The 18,188-nt window shown below is 61.1% G+C and carries 15 protein-coding genes; 10 read left to right on the forward strand and 5 right to left on the reverse strand.

Annotated features, from left to right (window positions below; translation table 11 throughout):
* The first annotated feature begins 13 nt into the window (after positions 1–13).
* Positions 14–376: a hypothetical protein gene (locus AC1RTP_RS00715; RefSeq protein ID WP_498604047.1), complete on the forward strand. Its 363-nt coding sequence runs from the start codon at positions 14–16 to the stop codon at positions 374–376.
* A 100-nt stretch (positions 377–476) separates the two neighbouring features.
* Here AC1RTP_RS00715 and AC1RTP_RS00720 read toward each other — a convergent pair whose 3' ends face one another.
* Both AC1RTP_RS00720 and argA read right to left on the reverse strand, forming a co-directional pair.
* Positions 477–749 carry an oxidative damage protection protein gene (locus AC1RTP_RS00720; RefSeq protein WP_498604048.1) on the reverse strand — a complete coding sequence of 91 codons (273 nt, stop codon included), beginning with the start codon at positions 747–749 and terminating at the stop codon, positions 477–479.
* Positions 750–778: 29 nt separating this feature from the next.
* Positions 779–2,089, reverse strand: coding sequence for an amino-acid N-acetyltransferase (gene argA, locus AC1RTP_RS00725; RefSeq protein WP_498604050.1), 1,311 nt, complete (start codon positions 2,087–2,089; stop codon positions 779–781).
* A gap of 56 nt (positions 2,090–2,145) precedes the next feature.
* Here argA and hrpA point away from each other — a divergent pair, with 56 nt between their 5' ends.
* Positions 2,146–6,156 carry an ATP-dependent RNA helicase HrpA gene (hrpA, locus tag AC1RTP_RS00730; protein WP_498604051.1) on the forward strand — a complete coding sequence of 1,337 codons (4,011 nt, stop codon included), beginning with the start codon at positions 2,146–2,148 and terminating at the stop codon, positions 6,154–6,156.
* A 4-nt stretch (positions 6,157–6,160) separates the two neighbouring features.
* Here the strand turns inward: hrpA and AC1RTP_RS00735 are convergent, their stop codons facing one another.
* Both AC1RTP_RS00735 and AC1RTP_RS00740 read right to left on the reverse strand, forming a co-directional pair.
* Positions 6,161–6,664: a PRC-barrel domain-containing protein gene (locus AC1RTP_RS00735; protein ID WP_498604052.1), complete on the reverse strand. Its 504-nt coding sequence runs from the start codon at positions 6,662–6,664 to the stop codon at positions 6,161–6,163.
* Positions 6,665–6,752: 88 nt separating this feature from the next.
* On the reverse strand, positions 6,753–8,027 hold the full coding sequence (locus AC1RTP_RS00740) for a putative Na+/H+ antiporter (RefSeq protein ID WP_498604053.1): 1,275 nt from the start codon (positions 8,025–8,027) through the stop codon (positions 6,753–6,755).
* A 67-nt stretch (positions 8,028–8,094) separates the two neighbouring features.
* On the opposite strand from AC1RTP_RS00740, the gene AC1RTP_RS00745 reads away from it, so the two are divergent.
* The 3 genes from AC1RTP_RS00745 to AC1RTP_RS00755 are packed head-to-tail and all read left to right on the forward strand — an operon-like array spanning position 8,095 to position 11,201.
* Positions 8,095–9,084, forward strand: a complete 990-nt coding sequence (locus AC1RTP_RS00745; RefSeq protein WP_498604054.1) for a DUF4351 domain-containing protein — start codon at positions 8,095–8,097, stop codon at positions 9,082–9,084.
* Positions 9,085–9,118: 34 nt separating this feature from the next.
* Positions 9,119–9,805, forward strand: coding sequence for a translesion DNA synthesis-associated protein ImuA (imuA, locus tag AC1RTP_RS00750; RefSeq protein ID WP_498604055.1), 687 nt, complete (start codon positions 9,119–9,121; stop codon positions 9,803–9,805).
* Positions 9,735–11,201: a Y-family DNA polymerase gene (locus AC1RTP_RS00755; protein ID WP_498604056.1), complete on the forward strand. Its 1,467-nt coding sequence runs from the start codon at positions 9,735–9,737 to the stop codon at positions 11,199–11,201. The genes imuA and AC1RTP_RS00755 overlap by 71 nt, the downstream gene beginning before the upstream one ends.
* A 57-nt stretch (positions 11,202–11,258) precedes the next feature.
* Here AC1RTP_RS00755 and AC1RTP_RS00760 read toward each other — a convergent pair whose 3' ends face one another.
* Positions 11,259–12,842 carry a winged helix-turn-helix domain-containing tetratricopeptide repeat protein gene (locus tag AC1RTP_RS00760; protein WP_498604057.1) on the reverse strand — a complete coding sequence of 528 codons (1,584 nt, stop codon included), beginning with the start codon at positions 12,840–12,842 and terminating at the stop codon, positions 11,259–11,261.
* Between the two features lie 149 nt (positions 12,843–12,991).
* Between AC1RTP_RS00760 and AC1RTP_RS00765 the strand changes: the two genes are divergently transcribed.
* The 5 genes from AC1RTP_RS00765 to AC1RTP_RS00785 all read left to right on the forward strand — a co-directional run bounded on the left by AC1RTP_RS00765 (position 12,992) and on the right by AC1RTP_RS00785 (position 18,178).
* Positions 12,992–13,744: an SDR family oxidoreductase gene (locus tag AC1RTP_RS00765; RefSeq protein ID WP_498604058.1), complete on the forward strand. Its 753-nt coding sequence runs from the start codon at positions 12,992–12,994 to the stop codon at positions 13,742–13,744.
* Between the two features lie 30 nt (positions 13,745–13,774).
* Positions 13,775–14,251, forward strand: coding sequence for a carboxymuconolactone decarboxylase family protein (locus AC1RTP_RS00770; protein WP_498604059.1), 477 nt, complete (start codon positions 13,775–13,777; stop codon positions 14,249–14,251).
* A gap of 105 nt (positions 14,252–14,356) precedes the next feature.
* Positions 14,357–14,767 (forward strand): cupin domain-containing protein, encoded by a 411-nt coding sequence (locus AC1RTP_RS00775; protein WP_498604060.1) that lies wholly within the window; start codon positions 14,357–14,359, stop codon positions 14,765–14,767.
* A gap of 204 nt (positions 14,768–14,971) precedes the next feature.
* On the forward strand, positions 14,972–15,664 hold the full coding sequence (locus tag AC1RTP_RS00780) for an alpha/beta hydrolase (protein WP_498604062.1): 693 nt from the start codon (positions 14,972–14,974) through the stop codon (positions 15,662–15,664).
* Positions 15,665–15,733: 69 nt separating this feature from the next.
* The gene (locus AC1RTP_RS00785) at positions 15,734–18,178 is read left to right on the forward strand and encodes an EAL domain-containing protein (protein ID WP_498604063.1); all 2,445 of its coding nucleotides are present in this window, start codon (positions 15,734–15,736) and stop codon (positions 18,176–18,178) included.
* The last annotated feature ends 10 nt before the right edge of the window (positions 18,179–18,188 follow it).

An 18,188-nucleotide genomic window follows, 5' to 3' on the forward strand; every position in this document is an offset into this window, starting at 1 on the left:
TTAGAAAGAGCCCATGAAACGACTGTCCCTGCTGTTGCTTGTTGCTGCTGGTGTGTTGAGTGCTTGTTCCCACAAGGAAGTGGCGCAGGCGCCGGTGAAACGTAAGTCTGTGCTGGAAGCGGAGGCTGCTGCCAAGCGCGAAATGATCGATGGCGTGCCGGTGCAGAAGGTTGCCTTCCGTCCGGGTGTTTCTTCCGCTACGGTGGAGCGTCTGGCAAGGGCCGAGCAATGCACGGGCGGGCAGGGAGCAGGGCTGATGACTGAGCCGGGACCGGTGGAGGTGTACCGGATGGCTTGTTCGAATGGGAAGGTGTTTTTGGCGCGCTGCGAGTTCAGGCAGTGCGCGCCAATGCGGTCTGAGGTAGCGAGCCGCTAAACCGGTAATTCAGTGTCTGACCCGCAGGGTCAGACACTTATGACGCGGCAGCAGCAGGCCAAGTGCCTGACCCTGCGGGTCAGGCACTGGTTTACCGGTTTTAGGCGCTAGGCGGCACATAACCAGCCGCCTCGTCCGCACCCTCACCAAAGAAATGCTTCTCCATCTGCGCCGCCAGGTATTTGCGCGCGCGCACATCCGCCAGGTTCAGGCGGTTTTCATTCACCAGCATGGTCTGGTGCTTGATCCAGGCAGCCCAGGCTTCCTTGGACACGGATTCATAAATACGCTTGCCCAGCTCGCCCGGATATGGCGGGAAGTCCAGGCCTTCGGCTTCCTTGTTCAGTTTGATGCAGTGGACGGTACGGGCCATCTTCGGTACTCCTAAACCAAAAAATATAATTATAAGGTCTTGATCAAGACTTGCGACTTGCGCTGCCAGTTGTAGAGGCGCTGGCGGTCTTTCGGCAGCGCGTCCACCGTGGCGGGGATGAAGCCGCGCTTGATGAACCAGTGCGCGGTGCGGGTGGTCAGCACGAACAGCTTGCTGATACCCTGCGCCCGAGCGCGGTTTTCCATGTGTTTCAGGATGCGCTCGCCGTCGCCCTGGGTTTGCACGTCAGGGTTGACAGTAAGGCATGCCATTTCGGCCATTTTTTCTTCCGGGAAGACGTACAGCGCCGCGCAGCCGAAGATCACGCCATCGTGCTCGATGACCGAGAACATCTCGATTTCGCGCTCGATCAGCTCGCGGCCGCGCTTGACCAGGGTGCCGTCGGCTTCCAGGGGCTCGATCAGCTTGATGATGCCGCCCACGTCTTCAATGGTCGCAGGGCGCAGCGATTCCAGGTTCTCGTGCGAGATCATGGTGCCCACGCCATCGTGGGTGAACAGTTCCAGCAGGGCGGAGCCGTCCATCGCGAACGGTACGATGTGGGCACGTTCGACGCCGTTGCTGCAGGCCTTGACGCAATGCTTCAGGTAGTACGCGGTGGCGTCGGGCAGGAAGCCCGCTTGCAGCACTGCCTCGGCCTGGTGCGAGGACAGCTCGCGGATTTCGGTGCCGCCGGCGTCGGTCATCATCTCGGTTTCGGTGATGAAGACCAGCTTGTCGGCGTGCAGGGCGATGGCGGCGGTGCAGGCCACATCTTCCATTGTCAGGTTGAAGGTCTCACCGGTCGGGGAGAAACCCAGTGGCGACAGCAGCACCACGCCGTCCGACCCCATGATGGAGTGGATGGTCTCCGCGTCGACCTTACGGGTCAGGCCGGTCAGTTCGAAGTCGACGCCGTCGATCACGCCCAGTGGGCGGGCGGTGATGAAGTTGCCGGAAATGATGCGGATCGCGGCATGCGACATTGGCGTATTCGGCAAGCCCTGGCTGAAAGCGGCCTCGATATCGAGCCGCAGTTCGCCGGCGGCTTCCTTGGCGCATTCCATGGCAGCCGTGTCGGTGATACGCACGCCGTTGTGGAAGCGGCCTTCGACGTTACGCAGCGCGAGCTGCTCGGCGACCTGCGGGCGGGAGCCGTAGACCACGGTGACGTTGATGTCCAACGCGTGCAGCAGCGACAGGTCGTGCGCCAGCACCGACAGGGCGCCGGAGGCAACCAGTTCACCGGGGAAGGCGACCACGAAGGTCTTGCCGCGGAAAGCGTGGACGTAAGGCGCTACGGAGCGCAGCCAGGAGACGAATTGGATAGGGTTTTCCATTATCCGCGCATTATAATGCGCTGCGCGGTTTTCGCGCCCAAACTATGTAAAAAACGATGTCTGAAGCAAGCAAGAAGAATCCTTCCCAGCAACCACCCGGCCAGCGCCCGCAAGGCGAAGCCGCGCGCGCCTTCCGCAATCCGCTGCCGCCGATCACCTTTCCGGAAGAACTGCCAGTCTCGGGCCGCCGCGCGGAAATCGCCGAAGCCCTGAGCAAGCACCAGGTGGTGATCGTCTCCGGCGAAACCGGCTCCGGTAAGACCACCCAGCTGCCGAAGATTTGCCTGGAGCTGGGCCGCGGCCAGAAAGGCCTGATCGGCCACACCCAGCCACGCCGTATTGCTGCTTCGTCCACCGCCAAGCGCATCGCCGTGGAGCTGGGCACTCCGCTGGGCGAAACCGTCGGCTACAAGGTGCGCTTCAACGACACCTTGAGCAAAGGCGCCTCGGTCAAGCTGATGACCGACGGTATCCTGCTGGCCGAAACCCAGACCGACCCGCTGCTCAAAGGCTACGACACGATCATCATCGACGAAGCCCACGAACGCAGCCTGAACATCGACTTCCTGCTTGGCTACCTGAGACAGATCCTGCCGCGCCGCCCGGACCTGAAGGTGATCATCACCTCCGCGACCATCGACGCTGAACGCTTCGCCCGCCACTTCACCCAGGAAGGCAAACCGCCGGTGCCGGTGATCGAAGTCTCCGGCCGCCTGTACGCGGTCGAAGTGCGCTATCGCCCCGTGGAGCGCGACCAGGTCGTGGCGCCCGGCGCGCAGCAAGGCGCAGATGCCAAAGGCGCCCGCACCGCCGCCGCCCGCGAAAAACGCGACCTGATGGAAGCCATCGTCGACGGCGTCGATGAAGTCTGCCGCATTGGCAGCGGCGACGTGCTGGTCTTCCTGCCCGGCGAACGCGAAATCCGCGACGCCGCCGAGGCCCTGCGCAAGCACCATCCACCGCACGTGGACATCCTGCCCCTGTTTGCCCGCCTGTCGGTGGAAGAGCAGGACCGCGTCTTCCGCACCACCAACGCGCGCCGCATCGTACTGGCCACCAACGTGGCGGAAACCTCGCTGACTGTGCCGGGCATCCGCTACGTGGTGGACGCCGGCCTGGCGCGCGTCAAGCGCTACAGCTACCGCAACAAGGTCGAGCAGCTGCAAGTGGAACCGGTGGCGCAATCGGCCGCCAACCAGCGCGCCGGCCGTTGCGGCCGTGTGGCCGATGGCGTCTGTATCCGCCTGTACGACGAACAGGATTTCCTGCAGCGTCCAAAGTTCACCGATCCGGAAATCCTGCGCTCCTCGCTGGCCTCCGTCATCCTGCGCATGAAGTCCCTGCACCTGACGGATGTCGAAAGCTTCCCGTTCATCGAGCCGCCGCTGGGCCGCGCGATCGCCGACGGCTACCAGCTGCTGCAGGAACTGGGCGCCGTCGACGACGACAACCAGTTGACCCCACTGGGCCGCAAGCTGGCCAAGCTGCCGCTCGACCCGCGGGTGGGCCGCATGATCCTGGCCGCGCAGGAATACGCCTGCCTGACCGAGGTGCTGATCGTCGCCTCCGCGCTGTCCGTGCAAGACCCGCGCGACCGCCCGGTCGAGCACCAGGGCGCCGCCGACGAAGCGCACAAGAAATTCGCCGACGAAAAATCCGAATTCCTCAGCTACCTGAAAATCTGGAAATGGTTCGAGAACGCCATTGAGCACAAGAAGTCCAATCGCCAGCTGATGGACACTTGCCGCGCCACCTTCCTGAACCAGCTGCGCCTGCGTGAATGGCGCGATGTGCACTCGCAACTGCTCACCATCGTAAAAGAGCAGGGCTGGCGCACCAACGAACTGCCGGCCACTTACGACCAGCTGCATATGGCGCTGCTCACCGGCCTGCTGGGCAATATCGGCTTCAAAGGCGAGGACGAACCGGGCGGCGCCTACCTTGGCGCGCGCGGCATCAGGTTCCACGTCTGGCCAGGCTCGCACCTCTCGAAGAAACCAGGCAAATGGATCGTCTCCGCCGAACTGGTGGAAACCACGCGCCTGTATGCGCGCTGCGTGGCCCGCATTGAGCCGGAATGGATCGAAAAGATCGGCGGCCACCTGCTGAAGAAATCCTGGGGCGAACCGCGCTGGGAAAAACGCCCGGCGCAAGTCACCGCGTCCGAACGCGCTACGTTGTACGGCATCGTGGTCTACAGCCAGCGCCGTATCAACTACGGCCAGAAGAACCCGGCCGAAGCGCGCGAAATCTTCATCCGCGACGCGCTGGTCGGCGGCGACTACGACACCCGCCTGCCGTTCTACGCCCACAACCACAAGCTGGTGCGCGAGATCGAAAACCTCGAACACAAGTCGCGCCGCCAGGACGTGCTGGTGGACGACCAGTTGATCGAAGCCTTCTACGACGAGCACGTTCCCGCCGACGTGGTGAACGGCGCCGGTTTCGAAAAGTGGTACAAGGACGCCTCGCACGACGATCCGAAGCTGCTGTTCCTGAACCGCGACGACTTGATGCGCCACGAAGCGGCCGGCATCACGACCGAGCTGTTCCCGAAGAAGATGATGGCGGCCGGGCTGGAGATGCAGCTGTCCTACCACTTCGAACCGGGCACTCCGCGAGACGGCGTTACGCTGACGGTGCCGCTGTATGCGCTGAACCAGCTCTCGCGCGAACGCTGCGAGTGGCTGGTGCCGGGCATGCTGAAGGAGAAAGTGCACCTGCTGCTCAAGACCCTGCCGCAAAAGCAGCGCCGCCACATGGTGCCGCTGCCCGATTACGCCGCCAAATTCTGCGAGCGCACCGAGTTTGCGCGCGGTGACCTGATCGACGCCATCATCGCCGACATCCGCAAGCAGATCACGATCAGCGTGCTGACCTCCGACTTCAAGCCCGAACAGCTGCCGGCCCACCACTTCATGAACTTCAAGGTGGTGGACGAGCATGGCCGACAGCTCGACATGGGCCGCAACCTGGCCACGCTGCAAGCGGAATACGGCCTGCAAGCGCGCCAGAGCTTCCAGCGCATGGCCGAAGGCGGCAACACGCCAGCTTCCGCCGCGCAGCTTGCGCAGCTCGCAGGCGGCGGCATCGGCAGCTCCGCTGGCGCCGTGAAGCCGAAGCACGGCGGCATCGCAGCCGACGCAGCGCGTGGCGCGACGCCGGCCCGCGCGCCCGCAAGCGCGCCAGCCGCCGCCGCGCCGAGCGCCCCTTCTCAGCACACCAACATCACGACGTGGAGTTTCGGCGAACTGCCCGAACTGCTGGAAATCACGCAAGGCAAGCTAAGCCTGATCGGCTTCCCGGCCCTGGTGGACAAAACCACGCACTGCGACCTGGAAGTGTTCGACGACCCGAACGTGGCCGCACGCACCCACCGCATCGGCCTGCGCCGCCTGTTCATGCTGCAAATGCGCGACCAGATCAAGTTCGTCGAGAAATCGATTCCCAACCTGCAGCAGATGGGCATGCAATTCATGTCCATGGGCACGCAGGAAGAGCTGCGCGACCAGATCATCGCCAAAGCCATCGACATCGCCTGCCTGCAGGATCCGCTGCCGACCGACGAAGCGAGCTTCAACAAGCGCAAGGACGAAGGCAAATCCCGCATCGTGCTGCTGGTGAACGAAATCGCCCGCCTTGTATCGCAAGTGCTGACCGAATACCATGGCCTGCCAAAGCGCCTGCAAGGCATTAACCAGCAGGTGGCGCAGGACATGCAGCAGCAGCTGCAAGGCCTGGTGCACAAGCGTTTCCTGATCGAAAACGAGTTCGCGCAGCTGTCGCATTTCCCGCGCTACCTGAAAGCGATGAACGTGCGGCTGGAAAAGCTGCGTGCCGACGCCGCCCGCGACGCCAAAGCCATTGGCGAATGGAACCAGGCAGCAGCGCCTTACCAGCGCCTGATGCGCGACAAGTCAGCTGGCAAGAACACCGACCCGAAACTGGTGGAATACCGCTGGATGCTGGAAGAACTGCGCGTGTCGCTGTTCGCGCAGGAGCTGCGGACACCGATGCCGGTGTCCGTTAAGCGCCTGATGAAGGTATGGGAATCGATGCAGCGCTAAGGGCTTAGTAATTGCCCTTGTTGCCGCCGTAGCTGCCGCTGGTCGAGTCGCTCTGCATGGTACTGGTGCCGGAACCCATCACGCTGCCGGTCGAAGTGCGCATGCCGCTGGCGCTGGTGCCGTAGAAGTTATGGATCTCCGAGCTGAAGTCTGGGCTCGCCATATCAGGCCAGCGGTCTTTGTCGAAGCCCGGCGCGTTCTCCAGTTTTTCCTTGGTGCAGTCAAGCACGAAGCGCTTGTTCACGGTGTCGAGCTGCAATGCCTGCCATGGCACGGCAAACAGCTTGTCGCCCATGCCCAGCACGCCGCCGAAGGACAGCACCGCATAAGCGATCTGGCCGGTCTGCATGTCGAGCATGATTTCCTTTATGTCGCCAAGGTCTTCTTCCTGGCGGTTATAGACGTCTTCACCCATCAGCGTGTCAGCGCCCATCAGGCGTGGGCCTGGTCCATCGTTGTCGTCACGGTCGCGATAGATGCCGAATTTGTCGCGGTCAAGATAGCTCATTCTGCCTCTCCTCATTGGTGTGAATGGTGAGGCCAGAATAGCTTAAGCAGCACGCGCGAGGCGCGCGCTACGTTAGCGCGGCGTAGTCCTACAAGAAGAATGCGAGGGCTGCAACTGCAGTCGGCGCAAGGGCTCCTGCAAGCAATCCGAGGGCGCTGATTGATTCATCGCGGAATCCCTTGCGCAGCAGCGAGACGCCGGCGGGATTCGGTGCGTTGGCGATCACAGTCAGGCCGCCGCCGGCAACGGCGCCTGCCACCAGCATGTATTGCGCGTGAGGCGAAATGCCGTCGATCAGCGAACCGAGATAGGTGAGGGCGGCGTTGTCGGTGATAGCGGTCAGCCCCAGCGCCCCGAAGAAGAGCGCCAGTGGCTGCAAGCTTTCGACAATTGGTTGCAACCACCATTGCTGCATGCTGCCCAGCACCACCAGGCCGGCGAGGAAGAAACCGACCAGCAAAGCTTCCTTCAAAATCAGCGGCGATTGATGCTGCGGATATGCCGTGGTAAAGCCAATGAAGAACAGGAACAGTCCGAGGAACAGCACCGGGTGGTGCGCCAGCAGCACCACAGCCGCGAGGAAGCCCAGGTGGATCAGGCTGGTGAACAGCGGCGCAGGCGCGCGCGCGGTGAGTGCCGGAGTCTCACTTCGCACGCGCAAGTGGGCGCGCAGCAGCCAGGTGGCCGCGGTGGCATTGACCAGCACCGCCAGCGTGGCCTTCCAGCCGAAGTTCGCAGCCATGAAGGCGCTGTCCCACTGCCAGGTCGCAGCCACCATCAGTACCGGCGGCGCAGCGTAAGCAGTCAGCGTGCCGCCGATCGACACATTCACGAACAGCACGCCCAGCGCTGCGTACTTCTGCCACTCCGGCACGCCATCACGGAAAATCTGCGGCGCCAGCATCAACGCAGCCAACGTCATCGCTGCAGGCTCGGTGATCAGCGAGCCAGCCAACGGCACCAGCGCGAGTCCCATCCACGCCTGGAGCAGCGGACGGCCGCCGGACAGCACATTAATCAGGCGCTGCACGAAATCGAGCACCGGCCGCGACGCCGCCACCACCATCACCACAAAGACAAACAGAGGCTCGGTGTATTGCTGCGTTTCCGCGTAAGCAATCGCATTTTGCGGCCCGGCCACGAAAGCCATCGCCACCAGGAGCACCATGGCCCAGAAGCCGAATACCACTTCCACTTCGCCCAGCAAATGCAGCAAGCCTGCATGGCGCGGAATCTTATGTGACAGCCGCTCGAACGCTTTGGCGCTGAAGGTGTGCAAGAGGGCGAGGGCAAACAGGATGGCGCCGATTAGTTGCATGACGTGAGGAGGTAAGTTGGCAATATTGCCGATTCTATCAGGCATCCCATTGCAAGCTCGACCCTTGCGCAAACCGCTACCGCAGCGCTGCCGGCGCCGGTAAGGTTTCCCCATGGCCGACAACTACGATTCCCCCTGGAAGCGGGCGCTCAAGCACAACCTGACTGACTTTATCGCCTTCTTTTTCCCGCAGTATCGAGACCTGATCGATCGGCACCGCCCGATCAGCTTTCGCGACAAGGAGTTGGCTGAAGTTTCTGGCGATGGCAGGCCGCGTACATTGATTGCAGATTTGCTGGCCAGTGTTTTCCTTTGTGACGGCCGCGAAGTATTGCTGCATATTGAAATCCAGTCGCAACGCGATCCGAAACTGGCGGAGCGCATTCTCGAATACAACCATTGCCTGTACAAGAACTACCGCCTGCCAGTCGCGAGCTTCGTGGTGCTGGCGGATGCGGGCAAGCGCTGGCGCCAGGATGCATTCCATAACAATCTGCTTGGTACGGAAATGGGCACCAGGTTTTCGGTCGCGAAACTGTCGGCCTATGCTGAATTGGTTGACGAGCTTCTGCTTGAGCGCAATGTCTTCGCTTGGGTAACCGCTGCACACCTATTGGCGCAAAGAACGCACGGCAATGCCGAGGCGCGCTATGCCGAGAAATGGCGGCTAATCAGGCGTCTGTACGAACGTGGCTGGCGCAAGCGGCGTATCATCGATTTGTTCGTTGTAATTCACTGGCTGATGCCGTTGCCTGCCGAACTGGAGAATCGGTTAATGCGCAGCATCAGACTGCTCGAAAGGAGGCGCAACGTGGAATGGATTAATCCTTATGACAAGCTGCGGTTTGAACAAGGCGAGAAAAAAGGAGAGAAGCGGGGTATTAAGATCGGTCATGCGCAAGGTTTGCAGGAAGGTCGGCGGGAGGGGCGGCGGGAAGGCGCGGTGGAAGTGCTTGAAAGCATGCTTAGTCATCGATTTGGCGCATTATCCCCAACCGTCCAGAAACGGCTTGCCAGGGCCACGCCAGAGCAGCTTGCCCAGTGGAGTAAAGCGGTACTGGATGCCCAAACCCTGAAACAGGTTTTCTCCGCGCGTCCATAAGACTATACTGTATGTATATACAGCACTGTTCGCTATGGCGCTTCTCGACCCCCAACCCCTGCACCCGGCCCTCTGGCTGGCATCCCAACTCACCAAGGGTGCCACGTCCTGCGTGGATACCGGCATACCCGTGCTCTCCCACCAACTGCCTGGGGGCGGTTGGCCTACGGGCGTCCTGACCGAGTTGCTACTCCAGCAACCCGGCATCGGGGAGTTGCGCTTATTGCAATCAACGCTCACTAAGCAGAAAAGCCCGGTAGCCATGCTGCAACCACCCTACAACCCGCAAACCCTGGCGCTGGACTTGCCTCCCCAGCAACTGCTGTGGATCCGCAACACCGGCAAGGCCGCCGACAGCCTGTGGGCGGCCGAGCAAATCCTGCGCAGCGGCAGTTGCGGCGCGGTGCTGCTGTGGCAGCAGCACATCCGCAACGAATCGCTGCGCCGCCTGCACCTGGCGGCCCAGTGCGGCGAAACCCTGTTCTTCCTGCTGCGGCCGATTGCCGCCGCCCAGGATTCATCCCCCGCGCCGCTGCGGCTGGCGCTGCGTCCGGCGCCCGGGGGCATCAATATTGAATTCATCAAACGTAGGGGACCGCAGCGCGATACGCCGCTGTTCCTCCCATTAACCCCAACCCTGTTGCAACGTCATGCGTCTGTGGATCGGCCTCTACCTGCCCCGGCTACCGCTCGAAGTGTTCTGCCCCAACTGGTCGGATGACCTGTGCAGCGTAGTGCTGGAGCAGGAGGGCGTGCTGGCCGTGTCCTACCGCGCCCACCGGATGGGCGTGCGCGCCGGCATGCGCCGCAGCGGCGCCCTGATGCTGGCGCCGGAAGTGCAGATGCACGAACGCGCCCCGCAGCTGGAACACGAAGCCCTGCACGCCGTCGCCATGGCCATGCTGCAATACACGCCCCAGGTAGCGGAAGGCGAGGGCGCCACCTTGCTGCTGGACGTGGGCGCCAGCCTGCGCCTGTTCGGCGGCATCCGAAACCTGTGCCGCCTGGTGGAAGACAGCCTGCAAAAGCTCGGCTTCAGCGCCGTGCTGGGTGTGGCGCCGACCGCACGGGGCGCCTGGCTGCTGGCGCGCGCCGGCGGCGGCCGCACGCTCAAGCTGGACAGCCTGCAGCGCCACTTGCACCGCCTGCCGGTGGGCCTGCTGCCGCCCTTGCAAAAACACCAGCGCTGGCTGGACGGCATCGGCTGCCTCAGCATCGGCGACCTGGTGCGCCTGCCGCGCCCCGGCCTGCAGCGCCGCTGCGGTATCGAAGTGCTCGATATGCTCGATACCGCGCAAGGCCTGGCGCCCGAAATGCACGAGTGGGTAGTAGCGCCGCCCAGTTTTAAAGCCAAGCTGGAACTGTTCGGCCGCATCGACAACACCGACCTGCTACTGGCTGGCGCCTGCCGCCTGTTGCAACAGCTGACCGGCTGGCTATGCGCCCACCAGTTCGCCGTCTCGCGCATCCGCCTGCTGCTGGAACATGAACGGGGCCGCGAAGCCTGCCCGCCCACGCCGGTAGACGTGATGCTGGCCGAACCCACCTGGCGCGACGCGCACATTGTGCGCCTGCTGAAGGAGCGCCTGGCCAAGGTTGAGCTTCCCGCGCCGGTGATCGGGCTGGCGCTGGAAGCAGCCCAGGTGGAGCCGATGGCTCCGCTCAGCGATTCGCTCTTCCCTGAACCGGGCGGCAGCCCGCAAGACCGCCAGCGCCTGTTCGAAGTGCTGGTGGCGCGCCTCGGCGCCGACAACGTGCTGCAGCCTTATCCCAAGGCGGACTACCGTCCCGAAGTCGCCAACCGCTGGGTGCCCCTGCACGAGAAAGTGCGCGCGGCCGACGTGGCGTCCCAAATGCCGCCGCGCCCCTTGCCGCGTCCCGCCTTCCTGCTGCCCAAGCCGATCCAGCTGCTGATGCGCGACCACCGCCCGTTCTACTGCTCACCGCTGCGCATGGTCTCAACTGCTGAGCGCATCGAAGCGGGCTGGTGGAGCGAAACGCAAAGCCGCGACTACTTCATCGCCGAGGGCGAAGACCACGCCTACTACTGGGTCTATCGCGAACGCACGCCCGGAACCGATGAAATGCGCTGGTACCTGCACGGCTTATTCGCTTAGTTATCCGAAAACTTGTTAGATCAGGTAGAAGGAATTTCACTCAACAGCTTGTTCACATCAGGCGGGAAGTCCTGCCTTGCGCAATCCGTCCACTAGGATAGATAAATTCTCCGGTTTATGGATTGGCAGCCAGTCTGTTAAGTTGGACAGCCGAAGGTCTGGCGCGAGCTGACGTACGTAGTTCATTGCTCGTTGCGCGTCGGTGATCCGTTCCGAAAACGCATGGCAGGCTGCAAGAACTACTGCTACCAGTAGAAAACTGGGCAGTTCCCGGTAGGCCTTCTCCGCCCACGATGCGGCCTCTTCGTAGTGCCCTAGGAATAAATGCGCTGCCGCCATGCCTGCCTGCATGCGGTAAAGCTCGGGGTCGAGTGGACTCAAGCGCATGGCGCGCTCAAAATACTGAATTGACGAGGCGGTTTCTCCGTGCCAAAGCCGGAGAAACGCCCCCAGGAACCACGCCGCTGCAAGATTGGGATTGAGCACCAAGGCCTTGTCCAACAAGGCAATCCCTCCGTGGTAATCGCCAGCAAGGTGAGCCAGTGTGTGTCCACTTCGGGTAAGCGCGACAGCATCGCTCTTCCCAAGCTCAATGGCGCGACGCGCAAGCCTCGCGCCCTCCGCGTATTCCATCGCAGGGTCGTCCATCCAACGATTAACTTTGCGCCAGCAATAGCACCAACCGGCCATTGCATAGGCCGACGCGAATTCTGGATCGGCCTCCTGCGCTTGTCGAAACATCGGCAATGCTTGACCGATGCTCTCTCTGGTTCCTGCATGTAGTTGGGCCATTCCTCGCAAGTAGTAGTCGTAGGCGCCCAGGCTCCCGGTCGCCTTATGCCGTGCGCGCTCGATTTCCACTAGCTCAAGCTGCGGCGTGATCGCACCAACGACGTTCTCGGTAATTTGATCCTGCAGCTTGAAGATGTCACCGATAACACCTTCGAAGCGGCCTGCCCAAAGATGTCCGCCGGTGCCTGCTTCAATCAACTGCCCCGTCACTCGAAAATGATTCTTCGCGTTGCGCCAGCTGCCTTCTAGTACATAGCGAACACCCAGCTCTCGACCAATTTGTTTGATGTCTACATTTCGGTCTTTGTACGTGAAGCTCGAATTGCGTGAGACAACAAAAAGCCAACGGCAGTGAGACAGGGCAGCGATGATGTCTTCGACCACACCATCAACCAAATAGTCTTGCTCACGATCGCCGCTCAGATTCACGAAGGGCAAAACCGCAATTGATGGCTTGTTTGGAAGGGGAAGAGGATGCTTCAAACTTTCAGGCAACAGGGCGGTCTCGCTGTCTGGGCAGAGGGTGCCAGACTCTGGACTGCTAAGCCGTACGGTTGCCGTGAAGCGAAATCCTTTGCGCGCCATGGTTCGAATCACACGCTGTTGCTGGCCATCGTCACCAACAGCTTTGCGCACCGCATTGATGTGGCTAGCCAGGGTTGACTCCGATACAACGCGGCCATCCCATACGTTTTCTATCAAGTCGTCTCGGCTTACGACGCGTTCGTGCTGGTTGGCTAGGTAGGCGAGGAGGTCGAACACTTTGGGTGGTATGGCGACGGCTACATCGGCACGCTTGAATTCGCGCCGATCGAGGTCAAGCACACAGTCGTCAAACACTAAAAGCATTCGCAGCACCTTTTGTAGGATTTTCCAAGGAAAAACCAATGGTATCGCAAGGTGTACCCAAAGTATTGCTTTTGGGGGCGAAGCATACTGACCACATAGGTTAGCGCCAAATCCAGTTGGCGGAAAAATTCTCTTTCTAGGAGCTTAAAATGAAAATTGTAGTGATTGGCGGCAACGGCCTTATTGGTTCTAACGTGGTCAACCGTTTGCGCCAGATCGGCCATGAGACCGTTGCTGCTTCGCCTAGGTCGGGTGTCAACGCGGTCACTGGTCAAGGTTTGGCTGCGGTTCTCGCCGGTGCCCAGGTGGTGATAGACGTGGCCAACTCGCCTTCGTTCGAAGACCAGGCGGTAATGGACTTCTTTAAGGCATCAAGCCGCAATCTGCTTGATGCGGAAACCGAGGCTGGCGTGCAGCACCACCTTGCGCTCTCGGTAGTAGGGGCCGACCGTCTCACAGACAGCGGCTACATGCGCGCCAAAGCCGCACAAGAGGCCCTAATTGAGGCTTCCAGCGTACCGTACACCATCCTTCGCGCGACGCAGTTCTTCGAGTTTGTTGAAAGCATTGTCTATTCTGGTTCGGATGGGAACGTAATACGCCTCTCGCCTGCACTGATTCAGCCTATTGCAGCGGATGATGTTTCTGCTGTGATTGCAGATCTCGCCGTCGGCGCTCCACTCAATGGAATGGTCGAACTTGGTGGTCAGGACCGATTCCCGCTCGATGAGCTTGCGCGCAAATTCCTTGCCGCCAAGGGCGATTCGCGTGAGGTCATTGCCGACGTGCGCGCAAGATATTTCGGAGCTGAGTTGAATGACCGCTCGTTGGTCACCGGTGAGAACTCTCGTACTGGTCCTACGCGCTTTCAAAACTGGTTGCTGCATCCCTCCGCGCACTAATTAACCTTCCCCCACACTAGAGGTCCCATCATGAAACAGCGTATCGACTACATGAAGCAGTCACCTGAACTGTTCAAGAAGTTTGTCGACTTCAGCATAGCCCTCAAACAGTCAGCGATTGAAGAATCCATTCGAGACCTGGTTGATATCCGGGCGTCTCAAATCAATGGCTGCGCCTTCTGCGTGGACATGCACGTTAAGGAAGCCACTATGCACGGTGAGCGTGCCCTCCGCCTGCATCACGTTGCCATCTGGCGCGAGTCGAACCTATTCAGTGAACGCGAACGCGCAGCACTGGAATGGACCGAAGCGCTGACCAAGTCTCCTGCAGACGGCGTGTCTGATAGCGTCTACGACCACGTCCGCTCGCAACTGTCTGAGAAAGAACTGTCAGACCTCACATTCCTGGTGATGTCGATTAATGCCTGGAATCGCGTTAACGTCGCCTTCCGTCTTGTCCCGGGAACCTACGATAAGGCCTTCGGCGTCGATAAATCTGGCTTGTGATTCGTGATTGGTCCACATCGTGCAGCATCGTGTGGCCATTCGAGCACTTCCGAGGTGCTAGTGGTGCCACTGATGCGCTGTAACGCTACCCAAATGGAGATCAACATGTTCAATCCAACCAAAATTCTCGTCTGCGTCGCATCGGCGCTTTTGATTTCTCCAATGGCACTGGCGGAATCGCCAAACGCGGAAGTCAAAACACTCAGCTCCAAAGTACTGCCGGATTTCCCTGGCAAGGAAGCACTGATGATTTCAGTCGTATATCCCCCTGGTGCCGTCGACCCAGTTCACCGTCACAATGCACACGCTTTCGTTTATGTTCTTGAGGGCGAAATCATTATGGCGGTCAAGGGGGGGAAGCAGGTGACACTGAAGGCGGGCGATACGTTCTACGAATCTCCTAATGATCTGCACACTGTTGGACGCAACGCGAGCAAAACTAAGCCAGCGAAGTTCACTGTTCTGCTGTTGAAGGATGCCGGCAAGGATTTTTTTATCCCAACCGAAAATAAGTGAATCCCCAGCGGCACGATTCGCGTCACCGCCAACTATTGTCGGTAACCAGGGACGTGCTGCGCCTCGTTAGGCGCAGGCTGGGCTGATTGAGGCGAAGCAGCAGTAGGCTCGGCACGGAAGAAATGCGCGCGTATCTCCACGGCCTGTTCGCCTAGCAAAACGGCTCCTATACTTAATCCACATCAACCGTTGGGGAGAATAGCGATGAGCAAGCCTGCTGTGATTCTGGTTCATGGTTTTTGGGGAGGGGCCGCCCACTGGACCAAGGTCCTCCTTGAACTGAAGCGAATGGGGTACGATGATTTGCGCGCGGTGGAGAACCCGCTGACTTCACTCGCGGACGACGCCGAGAGAACGCGAAAGATGGTGGCCCAGGTCGCAGGTCCCGTGGTTCTGGTCGGACATTCCTACGGCGGCGCGGTCATCAGCGAAGTCGGCAACCAGCCGAATGTGGCAGCGCTGGTGTTTATCGCCGCGTTCGCGCCCGATGCCGGCGAAAGTCCCGGCGGCATTACCCAGCAGCACCCGCCTGTCGCCTTCGCAAACATCATGCCGGACAGTGACGGATATCTGTGGGTCAGCCCCGACAAATTCCAGGAAAGCTTCTGCCAGGATCTCAGCGCAGACGAAGCCTTTGTCATGGCGGCCACGCAGAAGGCACCCCTCGGATCCACCTTCGGCAATAACGTCACCGACCCTGCATGGAAGCACAAGCCAAGCTGGTACCAGATATCCAGCGAGGATCGGATGATCGCGCCGGAAAACCAGCAACGCATGTCAAGCCGCATGAATGCCCGCAAGGTCATCACCCTCAAGGCCAGCCACGCCTCGCTTGCCTCCCACGCGGCCGAGGTGGCGGCATTGATCGACGAAGCGGCAAAGGCCACGGCTGGATGATCGACAAATCTGGCCCTAATTTGATCTAGGGCAATTTATTCATTAATGGCATACTTTTATAATCGGAGTATGCCAACCCCACTCTCCCTTCCCAACGCTGGCGCTCGCGCCCGGCTTGCCGAGTCCGTGCTGGACAATCTCAAGGAGGTTGTTTTCCAGACCGATGCAGCTGGCTGCTGGACTTTCCTGAATCCTGCCTGGGAAGAGCTGACTGGACATAAGGTGCAGGACAGCCTGGGCAAGCCCTTCCTCAAATACCTTTGGCCGGAAGACCGCAAGCTGAACCAGCAGCGTTTCATGCCGCTGATACGGCGCGAGGCGGAATATTGCCGGCATGAGATCCGCTACCTGCACCGCGACCGCAGCTTCCGCTGGGTGGAAGTGTTTGCGCGACTGACGCTGGGGCAGGATGGCGCCTTGATCGGCATTTCCGGCACCCTGAGCGACGTCACAGAGCGTAAGTGCAATGAGGAAAAGCTGCGTTTTGCCGCCAGCGTCTTCCTGCACGCCGGCGAGGGCATCATGATCACTGCAGCCGATGCCACCATCATCGACGTCAACGACGCCTTTGAAAAAATCACCGGCTACACGCGGGCCGAAGCCTGCGGCCGCAACCCGAGCATGCTGAGCTCCGGCCGCCAGGGCAGCGAATTCTACGACACCATGTGGGAACGCCTGCACAGCGATAATTTTTGGCAGGGCGAAGTCTGGAACCGCCGCAAATCGGGCGAGCTGTATGTGGAGCGCCTGACCATCACCGGCATCCGCAATGCGCGCGGCAAGGCGCTCAATTACGTCGGCATTTTCTCCGACATCACCAAGCAGACCTTGCAGGCACAGCATCTTGATCGCATCGCCCATTACGATCCGCTGACCGGACTGCCGAACCGTCGCTTGCTGGCCGACCGCCTGCAGCATGCGATGGCGCAGTCGCGCCGTCGTGGCAGCCGCCTGGTGGTGGCCTACCTGGACCTGGATGGTTTCAAGGCGATCAACGATGAACTGGGCCACGAATTCGGCGACCAGTTGCTGGTGGCCCTGGGCGCGCGCATGACGCACGCCACGCGCGAATGCGATACCGTATGTCGCCTGGGCGGCGATGAATTCGTGGTGGTGCTGGACGACTTGCAGGAAGCCTCCGACTTCATCCCGATGGTGGTGCGCTTGCTGGAAGCGGTGGCCGCACCGGTGGTGGTCGAGCGCAAGGTGTTGCGCGTGACCGGAAGCATAGGCGTGGCGATCTACCCGCAAGCGGTGGAGATCGACGCCGACCAATTGATGCGCCAGGCCGACCAGGCCATGTACCGCGCCAAGACGCTTGGCAAGAACCGCTACACCGTCTTCGGCGACGACATGCCGGCGGCGGGAGCGCAAATCAACGGCCCGCTGGCCGAAATCGCGCGCGCCATTTCCAACGGCGAATTCGTGCTGCATTACCAGCCCATCGTGAACATGCAGACCGGCGAACTGAATTCGGTGGAAGCGCTGATCCGCTGGCGGCACACGGAACGCGGCCTGCTGCCGCCGGCGGAGTTCCTGCCGCTGGTCGAAGGCCACCCCATCGCAGCATCGCTCGATAACTGGGTAATGGACGAAGCCTTGCGCCAGCACCAAGCCTGGCTGGACGCGGGCCTGGACATCGCCATCAGCGTCAACGTCAGCAGCACCAAATTGCAGGAGCGCGATTTCGTTGAGCGCCTGCGCGCAAAGCTTCACGCTCATCCTCGCGTAGCCGCCAGCCGCCTCAAGCTGGAAGTGCTGGAGACCAGCGCGCTGAACGATATCGGCCACGTTTCGCAAACCATCACCGAATGCGCCGCGTTGGGCGTGCCGTTTGCGCTGGACGATTTCGGTACCGGCTATTCCTCGCTGCTGTACCTGAAGCAGTTGCCCGCCAAGCGCATCAAGATCGACCAGAGCTTCGTGCGCGACATGCTGGTCGATTCGGACGACCTGGCCATCCTGGAAGGCGTGCTGGGCATGGCTGCCGCCTTCAAGCGCGAGGTCATTGCCGAAGGCGTGGAGAGCATGGAGCACGCGCGCATGCTGGTGCAGATGGGGTGCCTGATGGGACAGGGCTACGGCATCGCACGCCCCATGCCTCCGGATCAATTGATGGCCTGGGCCGCCAGCTGGCGCTTGCCGGAAGGCTTGGCCGGATGCCGAGTGCTCGACCGCAATAGCGCGCAGCTGCTGGTGGCGGGCGTCGAACACCAGGCCTGGATACGCGCCTTGCTGGACTACGCGCGTGACGGCAGCCAACCGCTGCCGCCCTTCCTCGAAGAGCAGTGCCGCCTTGACATGTGGCTGGAAGAAGCCGTGCAGCGCCCGCAAGCGGGCAAGCTGGTGACCTTGGCGCACCGCCTGCACGAAGCACAGCACGAAGTGGCACGGCAAATGATCGAGCACATTGCGCACGGCGAAACGTCGGCGGTGCACGACGCCATGGCCGACCTGGAACGCATGGGCGAACAATTGAACGTTGCGCTGAACCGCCTGGTGGACGGCGTATGATGGATGCAAA

It is taken from the genome of Pseudoduganella sp. GW821-FHT11H04 (assembly GCF_058807935.1).